The following is a 13,969-nucleotide window of genomic DNA, read 5'->3' as shown; positions in this document are numbered from 1 at the left end:
TTAATAGCATACCCTAGGAACTATGTTGAAAAAAATAAGAATTGGCAGTAAGATCACCGCCTTAGTGCTTACCCTAGTACTTATCGCTATACTGATCGTAAGTTTCATTTCGTATGATTTAAATAGAAAATCAGTAGAGAAAAGATATTTTGAATCGGTACAGGTAATAGCTAATCTAAAAGCTCAGAAAGTAGAGACATTTTTCAATCAAATCGCCTCTGCTATTTACATTACCCAAGAACTTCCTGTGGTAAAAAACATGTATCAGACCCTAGGACAGAAACCGTCAGGTTCTAGTACAGAAAGTCTGGATGCTACCTTGGCACCAATCCGGCAAATGTATGGCTTGGCTAATATCTATCTAACTGACACGGATGGCAAAGTGCTCTATATCCATGATAATTCTGCTACCAGACAGACAGTAGGCGAGACATTACAGGATACACATAAAACCAGTATTGAGAAAGGGTTGGCAGGGTTGCATTATGGAAATATTTTTCAGCAAGGTAAAAATTACTATCAGTGGATAGCTGCCCCTATTACCACTACTGAAGGAAGCCAGCAAGGTGTTATTGTTTTTGAAGTAAATATGATGCCAGTATACAGCCTGGCTAACGATACCATAGGCTTAGGCAATACCGGTGAAATCATATTAGCGAAGATAAGTGGCTCTAAAGTTATTTATATAAATCCTTTACGCCTAAATCCGGAGTCAGCATTAAAAGAAGTCAGTTATAAAGATGAATATGCGCTACATCAGGCTGTAAAAGGTAAGTCAAATATTGGGTTTGATACTGATTACAGAGGGAAGGCTGTATTAGCCGCCTGGCATCATATACAGGGTATAAACTGGGGAATGGTTGTAAAAGTTGACAGTGAAGAGGTATATGCTTCTGTTAATCAATTACGCAATTATTTTATTATTGCCGGCTTGGTAGTTTTAGCAGGTGCGTTAGCTGTAGGATTCATTTTTTCAAGATTCTTGATTAATCCCTTGCTATCCCTTAAACAGACTATGTCTTTACTAGGAGAGGGTATATTGCCTGAAAAATTAGAGAAAAACAGCAACGATGAGATCGGTGAAATGGCAGATACAGTCAATAATCTGGTAGAAGGATTGAAAAAGACTGCCAGTTTTGCACACAAAATTGGTGAAGGTGATTTTGCTGCAGAGTTCAAACCGATGAGTAACAATGATATTCTGGGTTTGTCATTGATTAATATGCGGGATAGCATTCAGGAATCTGCCAAACGGGATGAAGAACAAAACTGGATTGTGACTGGTGTTGCTGAGATAGGGGATATATTACGGTCTACTAATAATTTGGCAGAACTTAGCGAACGTGTAGTAGCATACCTTACTAAAAAAGTAGATGCTATCCAGGGAGCTTTCTATGTGGTGAATGATGAGGAAGAGGAGAACAGATTTATAGAGATGACGGCCAGTTATGCCTACCATAAAAAGAAATACCTTTCTGCCAAATTTAAATTTGCAGAAGGATTAGTTGGACAGGCAGCCATTGAGCAAGATACCATCCTCCGTACAGAAGTACCTGATAATTATGTTACAATAACTTCTGGTTTGTTAGGTGATAGAAAACCAAAATGTATTCTGATTGTACCTTTAATTACAGTAATTGGTAGCGATAAAGAGGTATTTGGGGTATTAGAATTAGCAGGTTTCGAAAAGTTTAGCTCTAGAAACGTCCGCTTTGTAAATGAAATAAGTGAGATTCTGGCCCGTACGATATTTAACATTAAAGTAAACGAAACTACCAGAGTCCTTCTGGAAAAGTCTCAAAAACAGAGTGAAGAATTACAGGAGCAGCAAGAAATATTGCGCCAGAATGCAGAAGAAATGCAAAGTACACAGGAAGAGCTGAAACGCACCAATCATGCACTGGAAGATCAGATAGAGCAGGTAAACCGTGCACAGAAAAAAATGCAGGTATTGCTGGAGAATGCATCTGAAGTAATAACCATTTATGAGCAAGACAGGCGCGTACGTTATGTAAGCCCATCGGTAGAAAAAATATTGGGATATAAGCAAGAGGAATTAATAGGTTTAAATGACATTATCTATGTAAATGAACAAGGCGTAGAGTCGGTAGATAGAATGTTCCAGGAGTTGATGGAGAATCCGGAACAGAAATTAACCATCCAGTTCAGCTATTCCCGGAAAAATGGTGAGCGCATATGGCTGGAGGCTACAGGAACCAATTTGCTATCTGACCCGGCTATTGAAGGCATAGTTTTAAATTCTCGCGATATTACTGAACGGAGAAGAGCCGAGCAGGAAGCCAGGATGCGTGGCCAAATGCAGGCTTTATCTGAGAACTCTCCAGACTTGATTACCCGGTTCAATAAAGAAGGAAAAGTGTTTTATATAAATCCAATTATTGAATCGTATACTGGGTATAGCAAAGATGAATTTATTAGTAAATCGTTGGAAGAGGTAAGTCTGAATGAGTCAGTTGTAACTGCCTGGAGTGCTATCCTCAAGGAAGTAATGACGAATAAGGAGAAACTTAGCACCGAGATGGATTTCCCATCTCTGATTGGCGACCGGGTAATGCAAATTAATGCCATTCCTGAGTACAATGAGCAGAATCTTATAGAGTCTGTGCTTCTAGTTTCGCATGACATTACCGATCGGAAACAAATTGAGTTAGAAGTTCAGAGCAAGAATAAGAAGATTACAGAAAGTATTAATTATGCTAAACGTATTCAGGGAGCTATTCTGCCAAATAATGAAATTATCAAAGAAATTTTTCCTGAGTCATTTATCCTATATAAACCTAGAGATGTAGTCAGCGGAGATTTTCCTTGGTTCTTGCAGAGAGGCGATGATATGTATATAGCAGCCGTAGACTGTACTGGGCATGGCGTACCAGGTGCTCTTATCTCTTTAATAGGCTATTTCTTGTTAAACAACATTGTTAATAATAAAGATGTAGCAGAACCAGGTGAAGTTTTGGATATGCTGGACAAAGGCGTTACTCAAACCCTACGTCAAGACAGCGAAGATTCATCGACACGTGATGGAATGGACATCGCTCTTTGTAAAATCAATTTAAAAACAAATACGCTACAATACGCAGGAGCGCATCGTCCGCTTTATTTCTTGCATGGAGGTGAACTTACTGAAGTTAAAGGAGATAAATTCCCAATTGGTGGTGGGCAATATAAATCCCGCACTAGTTTCACTACTACTACCCTAACCATCTCGGAAGGCGATGCTGTGTACTTCTGTTCAGATGGATTCCCTGATCAGTTTGGAGGACCAGATAATCGTAAGTTTTCACCTAAACGAATCCGAGAAATCATTCTTGAGCATTCACATAACAACATAGAAACTGTTCACAAAGTGTTTGATCAGGAATTTGAAGCCTGGAAAGGCGAAGAGAAACAAACCGATGATGTTCTAATGATCGGTATAAAATTCTAACCCAAAAAGTAGTGGATTACTAGCTATACTAATGTTAAAATCAATCAATTAAGCACATGAAATACATTTATGAGTTGCATAAAACAATGTTGCAACAAAATCTGATCCTCGTTTATGAAGGAGAATTTACTCAGGAAATTACCAAGTCTGTTTTAGCAATGGCCGAACGCAACATGGAATCTGTGGGTGAAGAGTCCAACATTAAGCGCAAAGTGTTCAACGTAATGGTAGAGTGCCTTCAGAACATTTGTAAGCATGCAGATGAAATAAGCCTTGAAGAGAATATGAAAAACTCGGCCATTTTCATGATAGGTAAACATGCAAATGAATACATTATTACAACAGGTAATCCTATCAACAACGATAAAGTTGGAGGCCTTAACAATAAGCTGGAGCAAATAAATAGCCTGGATAAAGAAGGGTTAAAAGCTTTGTATAAAGATATCATTAGAAATGGCGATCTGTCAGATAAAGGTGGTGCCGGTTTAGGATTTGTAGATATGGCAAGAAAATCTGGCCAGAAACTTGAATTTGATTTTCAGCCAATCAATGATAAAATATCATTTTTCTCTTTGAAGACTACTATCCCCAGAGTCAACACAAACGAATAATTATTCCATCAGTATCAATTGTCAAACATTAAATTATTACCCCCAATGCAGATTATTAACTTAGAAGGAACGGAAGATACTCCTAAAATAATATTAGATCAATCAAACGGAATTTTTGAAATTTCTGGCCGGTCATTACCTGAGGATACAGCCGAATTTTACAAGCCTGTCTTACAGTGGCTAGATGCGTATGGAAGTGCTCCTAAGCCAAAAACTAATTTTACTTTTAAGCTGGAATATTTCAATACAGCCTCTTCTAAACTCATTTTAGATATTCTTTCTAAGCTGGAATCTATACCCGGCACTACGATTTCCTGGTATTTTCATGAAGATGATGAAGATATGGAAGAAGCAGGCACTGAGTTTTCAGAACTGGTAGAAGTACCCTTTGAATTCAAAACTTACTGATTTTTGCAATTCAATACATACGTGGCATAAGCAAACTATTTCAATTTATTTCGCCGCTAATAAGTATTTTCTTTGAATAAGAACGGGTTTTGCCTGCCTTCTGATTTTGTAATTAAGTTTTAGTAAAAGAAGCTTATATGAAAATAAGCACATTGAAAAATATACTATGAGTGAGGAGATACTTAAAGCGCTAACTCAACTTTTTGCTATAATAACTAAACAGGACGGTGGAGTTACTGAGGTGGAAAGGAAGTATGTTATTCAATTTTTTAGGCAGGAGTTAGACCAAGATTCGGTTAAGGAATACGTTGAACTTTACGACCAGTTTGCAGGATATGGTAATGAAGATAAAGGAGAAGCCAAGCTTACTTCTGTAAAGGATTCAGTTAAGACACTGGCTATTTGCAAGAAAATTAATAAGACTCTTACTCAAAAGCAGAAAGTAGTTGTACTTATCCGCTTGCTGGAATTAGTAAGCTCTGATAAGAATTTTACTCCTCAGCGGATGAGTATTATAGATACGGTTTCTACTGTATTTAACATTGCCAAAGAGGATTTTCAAATCATAGAAAAGTTTGTGCTTCATGAAAATACAAACACACTTACTGACTTTGAAGATATATTACTTGCGGACAGTAAGTCTGCTGTGCATCCTGGGCAAGCCAAACATTTATTGCTGGACCACTTGCATGGGCAAATTGTATTCTTGCGTGTTAAAAGTGTAGACTTATACTTTGTCCGATATAATGGAGATGAAGAATTACAATTGAATGGGTTGTTGCTAAAACCGTATCAGGTATATCTGTTCTCTAATGGAAGTACTATTAAAACCCCTAAGAGTTCGCCCATATACTATAGTGACGTAGTAAGCTTCTTTTTAAGTAATCTGAAGACAAAAAACCTTTCGTTTACTGTTAAAAGCCTCGAATTTAAGTTTCCTAATGGTGCCATAGGCTTAAGAGATGTCCATATTTCGGAAGGCCCCGGGAAACTTATTGGAATCATGGGTGGAAGTGGAGCCGGTAAAACAACGTTATTAAACGTTCTGGCAGGCATCGAAAATCCTTCCAAAGGTGAAATTTTAATTAATGGGATAAATGTACACACCCAGAAAGATGAAGTGCAGGGGGTATTTGGCTATGTAGCCCAAGATGACTTACTCATCGAAGAGTTAAGTGTGTATGAAAATTTATACTACAATGCCAAACTTTGTTTTGCTCATTTGACTGAAGAAGAGTTACACAAAGCGGTAATTAACGTGCTAGCTAGCCTTGGACTAGAGCATATTAAAGATTTAAAAGTTGGCAATGTTCTGAATAAAAAAATAAGCGGTGGTCAGCGGAAACGGTTGAATATAGCCCTGGAATTAATCCGGGAACCTGCAGTAATGTTTGTTGACGAACCTACATCAGGCTTATCTTCCAGAGATTCAGAAAATGTAATAGACCTTTTAAAAGAACTTTCGCTAAAAGGCAAACTTATTTTCGTAGTCATTCACCAGCCATCGTCAGACATATTTAAGATGTTTGATAAATTATTCTTGTTGGATACAGGTGGGTACCCGATCTATTATGGCAATCCGGTAGAATCAGTAATTTATTTTAAGAAAGCCACTAACCAGGTAGACAGTGATAAAGGTCAGTGTCATACTTGCGGCAATGTAAATCCTGAACAGATATTCAATATCATTGAAGCCAAAGTGGTAGATGAGTATGGTCAGTTCACAAATAAGAGAAAAGTAACGCCTCCCCAATGGAATGAGCGATATTTACAAAATTTTAAGCTTGAAGAGGTCACGCTAGTCAAAGAAAACCCTCCTAAAGCTTTAAATCTGCCTTCAAGGTTTAAACAAACAGTCATTTTTACAGTAAGAGACTTTTTGTCTAAAATAAGTAACGTGCAGTATATGCTGATAAACTTATTGCAGGCTCCTGTACTAGCAGCCATCCTGGCATTAGTAATCCGCTATAAAAATGATCCTGATTCTTCGGGCTATATCTACCGATATAACGATAATATACCTGCTTATATATTAGTAGCCATACTGGTAGCTCTGTTTATGGGTCTAACCGTAAGTGCAGAGGAAATTATCAGAGATAAGAAAATACAAAAAAGAGAGTCATTTCTGAATCTGAGCAGAACCAGCTATTTATCATCTAAACTGATTATTCTCTTTGTGCTGTCTGCAATTCAAACTTTGAGTTTTGTCCTAATTGGCAATTGGATTCTAGAAGTTAAAGGAATGACCTTGAGTTATTGGATGGTTCTGTTCACCATGTCGTGTTTTGCTAATATACTGGGTTTAAATATATCTGCTTCATTCAACTCTGTAGTTACTGTATACATTACGATTCCGTTAATATTAATTCCTCAGATAGTGCTGAGTGGAGTAATGTTTAGCTTCGATAAGCTGAATGATATGATCAGTACAAAAGGCAAAGTGCCAATAATAGCTGACTTTATAGCCTCCAGGTGGGGTTTTGAGGCGCTTGCCATTGAGCAATATAAAAATAATCCTTACCAGGTTTCCTATTATGACCTGGAAAAAATTCAAAGTAAAGCATACTTCAAATATACATATCTGATTCCTGAATTATCAGAGAGGCTGGAAAGATCTAAGTTTCATGCAAAAGATAAAACCGACTCCATCCAAACTATTTTGGCAAAAGATCTGAAGGTAATCCGTGAAGAGATAAATGCTGAAGTAAATAAACGAGGATTAAGTATAGATGTAAATTCTGCTTTAACAACGCATGGATTTGATGAAAGAGCAGCAGATAAAGTTAGCTTTTATCTTGAAACGTTAAAGCAAAGCTATATTAAGCAATTTAATGACGCAGATTATAAAAAGGAAAGATTGATAGAACATAAATCTGCTAATCCGGAATATAACTTAACAGCTTATAAAAACTTGTATTACAATGAATCTCTAGCAGATTTTATGAAAAATACAAGCACTAAAAATCGGATTATCGAATACGAAGGAAAGCTTATCCAACAAATAGACCCAGTATATACAGATCCTACAAACATAGCCGGAAAGTTAGATTATAGAGCACATTTCCTGGCACCTACTAAACATATGGGCGGAATGTATATGAGCACTTTTGCTTTCAATTTGATGGTTGTCTGGATACTAACAGGACTATTGTATGTTACGTTATACTTTGAAGCATTTAAAGGTGCCTTATCCATACTTGGCCGGATCAAATTTGACTTTGCAACTACATACCTAACTCAGGTAAAGAATAAGATAATGAGTACATGGCAAGAGATAAAAATCAAAAAAAGCCGGGTGGCCACTAATTAATTACATAAACTAATTCAGAATAAAGCAGCTAAATTAATCTAATATCATGAATAAAGTATACTTAGGTTTTATTGCATTGCTCTTAGTAGCCTGTGATAATAATAAACAACCAAGTGAACAAGCTTTTCTCGACAGCTTAGACAACGCAAAGGTACAGACGCCTCCTGTTTCTAAAGAGGTATTGGGAGATATTATTCAATCTATACCGTCTCCTTTAGAAATCTCTTCTTTGATAAAAAATTCGGGAGTAAAATATGATAAAAATGTACTCAATTCAACTAACAATCTGAGTAACTACAATACCAATTACAAAAGAGCATTGAATTTAGGCATTTATGGTACAGATTTGGGATATGCCAATATCTATAGTCAGAATCAGGATGCACTACATTATCTGGATGCTGTACGTACCACGGCGGATGGGTTAAGTATTGGACAGTTTTTCGATTTTAATACCATCAGAAGTTTAGCTACAAACAGTAATAATTTAGATTCTTTATTGCTGATTACTACAACAAACTTTGAAAAGATTAATAAGCATTTACAAGAGCAGGAAAGATCTAACTTAAGTATTTTGATTCTGACTGGTGGATGGCTAGAAGCTTTGCATTTAACCTGTGCCGTAGAAAACAAATACCCAAGTCAGACTTTTAAAGAGCGGATCGGAGAGCAAAAAGTAATTCTTGATCAACTGTTACTACTTTTATCTTTTTATAACCAGGATGCAAATATCCAGTCATTGATTGCCGATTTAACTGATCTACAGAAGCAATTCGAAAAAGTAGAAGTTACTTATACGTATCAAGAATCCACCATGAAAGAAGTAGATGGCGTATTGATGGTAGTAGATAATAGCACCAAGAAAATAAACATGACACCTGAAGATTTGAAAAGTATTCAGGCAGCAGCTAGTGCTATACGTAATAAAATAATCAGCTAAAATTAGTTATCAATACAGATATGAAAAAAATACTATTTACTTTGATTGTGTTTGCAGCCATACTTACGAATGCTTCCGTGGCTTCAGCTCAGTGCGATGCAGATACTTATACAAATAAACTAATAGAGAAGCTTCCACAAGGGTATGCTTTCCTAAAAAGTTATAAAATTGACGGTGAGAACGGGGCTAAAGATAAATTAGAGTTTCCATATATCTTCAGCAAAGATTCTAATTATATGATTACCTTGGGAAATAAAGAGTTAGAGCTAAAAGGTGTACTATTGAATTTGTACGATTCGAATAGAAAACTGGTAGCCACTAACCAAGACCCGGCCAGTAAAAAGTTTTACTCAGGGGTAAGCTATAAATGTGCTTCTACAGGGGTGTATTATTTAACGTTCTCCTTTGAAAATCAGAAAGAAAGCTGTGCTGCAGCTGTACTCGGTTTTAAGCGCTAACTTTACCTTCACTATATTTGTAAGCAGGAACATTTTTCGTGTTCCTGCTTTTTTATTTGACTAAACTGAAGAATATGCTTTATGGAAGGTAATTATATTCAGGTACACAAAACAGCCCGATACTTCACATTAGGCCAACTGTCGCCAGAAACTCAAGCCGTATGGTTTGTATGCCATGGGTACGGACAATTAGCAAATTACTTTCTGAAAAAGTTTGATGTGCTCGAGAATGACCAAACCTTTGTTGTAGCTCCAGAAGCGTTGAATCGCTTTTACTTGCAAGGGTTTACCGGAAGAATAGGGGCAACCTGGATGACCAAGGAAGAGCGATTAACAGAGATAGAGGACTATATAAATTATTTGAACCAGCTGTACGATAACATTTTATTAGACAGAGACATTTCAAAGATACATATAAACATACTTGGCTTCTCACAAGGGGTAGCCACTGTATGCCGGTGGATAACCAGCCGGGGAATGAAAGTAGACAATTTAATTCTATGGGCAGGACAATTACCTGCTGATATGAACCTGGACTTAAGCAGAGAGGTACTAGCTCAAACAACTATGTATGTAATCTACGGTCTACAAGATGAGTTCTTAACAAATATTCCTCATGATGAATATGTAAAGAATTTTTCTGTAGCCGGATTTACACCCCACATATTATCTTTTGATGGCAAGCACGAAATTCACCGTGAGACTTTGGGTAGGCTCAGAGATCATATGATAAATACGAAGAAAGGCCTATAAGTTTTTATTAACAATGGTCGCAGATGCTTGAGCTGTAGGTAAAATAGTTAGATCACTGATCATAACATGAGGGGGACAATTTACCGTATACCAGATGACATCTGCAATATCTTCTGCCACTAAGGGTTTGAAGCCTTTATAAACAGAACCAGCTCTTTGTTCATCTCCCTTAAATCGAACTAGAGAAAATTCGGTTTCTACCAAGCCAGGATGAATGCCCGTTACACGGATACCATATGGGTTCAGATCCAAACGCATACCAGAGGTAATGGCATCTACAGCAAATTTGGAGGCACAATAAACATTGCCATTTGGGTATACTTCTTTTCCGGCAATAGAGCCAATATTTACAATATGTCCACTTTTTCTGGAGACCATACCAGGAATAATAGCTTTAGATACAAATAATAAACCTTTCACATTAATATCTAACATAGCATTCCAGTCTTCTGTACTTCCTTCATGAATGGGAGCTAGACCATGGGCATTACCAGCGTTATTTACAAGTATGTCCACTGTTTTCCATTCTTCAGGCAGTGAATTAATAGCCTTCATTACTGCTTGCTCATCCCGCACATCGAACGCCAATATATGCACCTTCACCATAGATTCAATCTGAGATTTTAGCTCTTCCAGGCGGTCTGCCCGGCGGCCACAAATAATCAAATTAATTCCTTGGCGTGCGAATAAAAGGGCTGTAGCTTTTCCTATGCCGGAAGTAGCGCCTGTAATAAAAGCTATTTTGCTCATAAAAAATAGGTAGGTTTTGGTTATTGATTGGTTCTGCTAGTTGCCTGATGGCTCATAAAAGATTACTCAAAAAATAAGCTCAATGAAATTGTATGTGAATTTAATCTGTCAAGCCCCCGGCTGTAAGGGGAGCTATCAGAAATCAGCATATTCTTTATTCCATGAGAAAAACGTAGTTCCGGAGATACTTTTACGAAAGAATAAAATAAGTCAAACCCGAAACCATATTCCACTGTCAGGTCTACATTGTCTGTGCGAAGTCTGTCCTGCGATCTTTCCCGCCGGTTTGAACCTATTTCCAGCGAAGGTTTAAAGCCGCCTACCATATACATCCGCACATTCCCTCTCCGGTTCGACCGGTATTTTACAAGCAGAGGCAATTCAAGAAACGTAGATTCTATTCTTTGTTCTGTTTCTGTGCCCTGATTAAACCGGTAGTTGATAGAACGCTCGTAAAAAGCTCCGGAAGGTAGAACCCGCACTTCAAAATGCTTACTTAAAATATAACTTGCAATAAAACCTAACCCAAACCCTGGCGCTCCGGCAGGATTAATGGCAAAAGCAGTATCTGATCCATTAACAAACGACTGGGAGTATTTTCTGTTAAATTTTGTGTAATTCCCTGCCAGAAAAAATCCGTAATGCAGGGATCTTTCATCGTAGTCAGGTTGATGCACTGTATACAAACTTGCCCGTTGCGCATGGCTTTGGAAACAAGAAATAAAAAGAAGAAAGCAAACACTGGTTGCTACTATTTCCTTCCTATATAAATAGAACTGATGCCAAACGTGAGAGGTATACATTTTGTTGAATGAAAGCCTGCCTTTTCAAAGATGTTTAAAAAATCTTTACCATCTGGGAAAGCTTGCACAGACTCAGGCAGGTAACTATAGGCTGACTGATCTTTAGATATTACTTTCCCAATAAGAGGCAATATACGGCTTGAATAGAAATTATATACTTGTTTAAATGGAAAACCTGTGGGCTTTGAAAATTCTACAATAATGCAGGTACCCCCTTTTTTTAATACCCGGAACATATCTACTAATCCCTTATCCAGATTCTCGAAGTTCCTTACACCAAAAGAAACGATTACTGCATCAAAATAATTATCTGTAAACAATAGTTTCTCAGAGTCGCCTTTCCTGAGTTCAATTTTGTCTTCCAGTTTCATTTTCCGGAGCTTTTCCCGGCCTTTCGCCAGCATCCCTTCAGAAATATCTACACCAATAATTTTTTCTGGCTTAGCAGCCAATGCTTCAATAGCAAAATCTCCTGTTCCGGTAGCTATATCCAGTATTAATCGTGGTCTTAGTGGTTTCAATAAACGAACGGCTTTTTTGCGCCAATAAATATCTATACCAAAGCTCAGAACCCGATTCAATAAGTCGTATTTGCCGGCAATGTTATCAAACATAGTAGCCACTTGTTCTTTTTTACTGGCTGTCTGCTCTTTATATGGCACTACGCTCATAAGATGGTGATTTAGGTAGGTTTAAAGAATTGTAAAGTTAGCAGATCAACAGCTAACTTTACAATATAACAAGTATTTAACATATTGGTTTGAATGATATAGATAGGAACCAATATATGTTCTCTTAGCGGCTAACGGTTTAGATGTTTTTATAGAATATACTGGCTTAAATCTTTGTTTTTCACCAGATTGGACAGACGTTGGTCTACCATCTCCCGGGTGATCACAATTTTAGCATTAGCACCTATCACATCTGGAATATCGAACAAAAAGTCATTTAATAAATGGCTCATAACCGTATGCAGCCGGCGGGCTCCTATGTTTTCTACTTCTGAATTGATGTTGAAAGCTATTTCGGCAAGGCGCTCCAATGCTTCGTCCTGGAAAGAAAGTGCTACGCCTTCTGCCATTAATAAACTTTCATATTGTTTAGTTAATGCATTTTTGGGCGCTTTTAAAATCTGGTAGAAATCTTCTTTGGTTAAGCTCTGTAGTTCTACCCGGATTGGGAAACGGCCTTGCAATTCAGGAATAAGATCCGATGGTTTGGCTACATGAAATGCACCGGCAGCAATAAATAGAATATGGTCTGTGTTAATTACCCCATATTTTGTATTTACTGTGCTTCCTTCCACTATTGGCAGCAAATCGCGTTGTACGCCTTCGCGGCTTACATCAGGGCCGCCTCCTTTGCTAGAGCTGGCAATTTTATCTATCTCATCAATAAAGATAATACCTGTATCTTCTGCCTTACGGATGGCTTCTTCTTTCACTTCATCCATATCTATCAACTTAGACGATTCTTCTTCCAGTAGAATTTTACGGGCTTCTGCAATAGTCACTTTCCGCTTTTTAGTTTTCTTCGGCATCATGCCACTGATCATCTCCTGCAAATTCATCATGGTCATTTCATCTACGCCGGGGCCTAGCATACCCACATTGCTGGTAGAAGATTGTTGAATGTTTATCTCAATTTTTCTGTCTTCCAGTTCACCATTTTTAATTTTTTCACGGAAACGTTCTCGGGTACGTTCATTTAGTTCCTGGTCGCTGTCAGGTGTAGCAGTCGTCTCTATATTATAGCCTGCTGCACTGCCTGTTTTGCTGCGCATAGGCGGTATAAGGGCATCCAGAATAATATCTTCAACTACCTGCGTAGCTCTTGCTTTAACAGCTTCTTTCTTATTGGCTTTCACCAGATGTACCGCCTGTTCTACCAGATCCCGCACCATGCTTTCTACGTCCCGGCCTACGTAGCCTACTTCTGTAAATTTAGAGGCTTCTACTTTTGTAAATGGCGCATCAGCTATTTTTGCCAGCCGCCGGGCAATTTCTGTTTTTCCGATACCGGTAGCACCGATCATCAGGATATTATTGGGTACAATCTCTTGCCGCATATCTGCAGCAGCACTCATCCGGCGCCAGCGGTTACGAAGTGCTATGGCTACATTGCGTTTAGCATCTTTCTGGCCTACTATATATTTGTCAAGTTCTTCTACAATCTGACGGGGAGTTAAATATTCTAAACGGGTTGTTGTCATTATGTATGGAATAAATTAAGTTACTATTCGGTTTAAGACTGGCTATAACAAATTTCTACCCAAGTATGCTGTTGTCATAGGTAATGCCATCATTTGAAGCAGATGTACAGGCCTGTATTTTATATTTGCCTCCTAAGCTGACGCTCTGTCAGTAAAATTCGCGGCAGGTAGTTGCAAGTTATCTTCAGTTAGAATTTTCTAACATGTCAGCCGGCAAGCTTGCCTCACCTTATAAATGAATCAAAAAATACAACGTCTTAGTTCATACAAAGTTGT

Annotated in this window: 11 protein-coding genes; 7 read left to right on the top strand and 4 right to left on the bottom strand. The window is 37.8% G+C overall.

Annotation, left to right across the window (positions count from 1 at the left end; translation table 11 throughout):
• Nucleotides 1–22 precede the first annotated feature (22 nt).
• From Q0590_RS07420 to Q0590_RS07390, 7 genes are all read left to right on the top strand, one after another.
• Nucleotides 23–3,448 carry a PAS domain S-box protein gene (locus Q0590_RS07420; RefSeq protein WP_302036875.1) on the top strand — a complete coding sequence of 1,142 codons (3,426 nt, stop codon included), beginning with the start codon at nt 23–25 and terminating at the stop codon, nt 3,446–3,448.
• Nucleotides 3,449–3,504: 56 nt separating this feature from the next.
• Entirely contained in the window at nt 3,505–4,059 is a 555-nt protein-coding gene (locus Q0590_RS07415; protein WP_302036874.1) for a SiaB family protein kinase, read from the top strand.
• Between the two features lie 45 nt (nt 4,060–4,104).
• The gene (locus tag Q0590_RS07410; RefSeq protein ID WP_302036873.1) at nt 4,105–4,467 is read left to right on the top strand and encodes a DUF1987 domain-containing protein; all 363 of its coding nucleotides are present in this window, start codon (nt 4,105–4,107) and stop codon (nt 4,465–4,467) included.
• Between the two features lie 166 nt (nt 4,468–4,633).
• A complete protein-coding gene (locus Q0590_RS07405) occupies nt 4,634–7,777 on the top strand; it encodes an ATP-binding cassette domain-containing protein (protein ID WP_302036872.1) in 3,144 nt (1,047 codons plus the stop codon).
• 46 nt (nt 7,778–7,823) lie between these two features.
• Entirely contained in the window at nt 7,824–8,717 is an 894-nt protein-coding gene (locus tag Q0590_RS07400; protein ID WP_302036871.1) for a hypothetical protein, read from the top strand.
• 20 nt (nt 8,718–8,737) lie between these two features.
• Nucleotides 8,738–9,175, top strand: coding sequence for a hypothetical protein (locus tag Q0590_RS07395; RefSeq protein ID WP_302036870.1), 438 nt, complete (start codon nt 8,738–8,740; stop codon nt 9,173–9,175).
• Between the two features lie 81 nt (nt 9,176–9,256).
• On the top strand, nt 9,257–9,928 hold the full coding sequence (locus Q0590_RS07390; RefSeq protein ID WP_302036869.1) for an alpha/beta hydrolase: 672 nt from the start codon (nt 9,257–9,259) through the stop codon (nt 9,926–9,928).
• Here Q0590_RS07390 and Q0590_RS07385 read toward each other — a convergent pair.
• The 4 genes from Q0590_RS07385 to hslU all read right to left on the bottom strand — a co-directional run bounded on the left by Q0590_RS07385 (nt 9,923) and on the right by hslU (nt 13,693).
• On the bottom strand, nt 9,923–10,678 hold the full coding sequence (locus Q0590_RS07385) for an SDR family NAD(P)-dependent oxidoreductase (protein ID WP_302036868.1): 756 nt from the start codon (nt 10,676–10,678) through the stop codon (nt 9,923–9,925). The genes Q0590_RS07390 and Q0590_RS07385 overlap by 6 nt on opposite strands.
• 62 nt (nt 10,679–10,740) lie before the next feature.
• Nucleotides 10,741–11,481, bottom strand: coding sequence for a type IX secretion/gliding motility protein PorT/SprT (porT, locus tag Q0590_RS07380; protein WP_465269388.1), 741 nt, complete (start codon nt 11,479–11,481; stop codon nt 10,741–10,743).
• Nucleotides 11,430–12,152: a bifunctional demethylmenaquinone methyltransferase/2-methoxy-6-polyprenyl-1,4-benzoquinol methylase UbiE gene (gene ubiE / locus Q0590_RS07375; protein WP_302036866.1), complete on the bottom strand. Its 723-nt coding sequence runs from the start codon at nt 12,150–12,152 to the stop codon at nt 11,430–11,432. The genes porT and ubiE overlap by 52 nt, the downstream gene beginning before the upstream one ends.
• A 149-nt stretch (nt 12,153–12,301) precedes the next feature.
• Nucleotides 12,302–13,693: an ATP-dependent protease ATPase subunit HslU gene (hslU, locus tag Q0590_RS07370; protein ID WP_302036865.1), complete on the bottom strand. Its 1,392-nt coding sequence runs from the start codon at nt 13,691–13,693 to the stop codon at nt 12,302–12,304.
• Between the last annotated feature and the right edge of the window lie 276 nt (nt 13,694–13,969).

Origin of the sequence: Rhodocytophaga aerolata, from assembly GCF_030503435.1 — a bacterium.
Classification (GTDB): Bacteria; Bacteroidota; Bacteroidia; order Cytophagales; family 172606-1; genus Rhodocytophaga; species Rhodocytophaga aerolata.
Note: the sequence above shows the minus strand (reverse complement) of the source record. Positions and strands in the feature narration are given on the sequence as shown.

Excerpts from the sequence above, each read along its gene's own strand:
- Q0590_RS07420 (WP_302036875.1), top strand. The coding sequence starts at position 23 with ATGTTGAAAAAAATAAGAATTGGCAGTAAGATCACCGCCTTAGTGCTT.
- Q0590_RS07415 (WP_302036874.1), top strand. The coding sequence starts at position 3,505 with ATGAAATACATTTATGAGTTGCATAAAACAATGTTGCAACAAAATCTG.
- Q0590_RS07410 (WP_302036873.1), top strand. The coding sequence starts at position 4,105 with ATGCAGATTATTAACTTAGAAGGAACGGAAGATACTCCTAAAATAATA.
- Q0590_RS07405 (WP_302036872.1), top strand. The coding sequence starts at position 4,634 with ATGAGTGAGGAGATACTTAAAGCGCTAACTCAACTTTTTGCTATAATA.
- Q0590_RS07400 (WP_302036871.1), top strand. The coding sequence starts at position 7,824 with ATGAATAAAGTATACTTAGGTTTTATTGCATTGCTCTTAGTAGCCTGT.
- Q0590_RS07395 (WP_302036870.1), top strand. The coding sequence starts at position 8,738 with ATGAAAAAAATACTATTTACTTTGATTGTGTTTGCAGCCATACTTACG.
- Q0590_RS07390 (WP_302036869.1), top strand. The coding sequence starts at position 9,257 with ATGGAAGGTAATTATATTCAGGTACACAAAACAGCCCGATACTTCACA.
- Q0590_RS07385 (WP_302036868.1), bottom strand. The coding sequence starts at position 10,678 with ATGAGCAAAATAGCTTTTATTACAGGCGCTACTTCCGGCATAGGAAAA.
- porT (WP_465269388.1), bottom strand. The coding sequence starts at position 11,481 with ATGTATACCTCTCACGTTTGGCATCAGTTCTATTTATATAGGAAGGAA.
- ubiE (WP_302036866.1), bottom strand. The coding sequence starts at position 12,152 with ATGAGCGTAGTGCCATATAAAGAGCAGACAGCCAGTAAAAAAGAACAA.
- hslU (WP_302036865.1), bottom strand. The coding sequence starts at position 13,693 with ATGACAACAACCCGTTTAGAATATTTAACTCCCCGTCAGATTGTAGAA.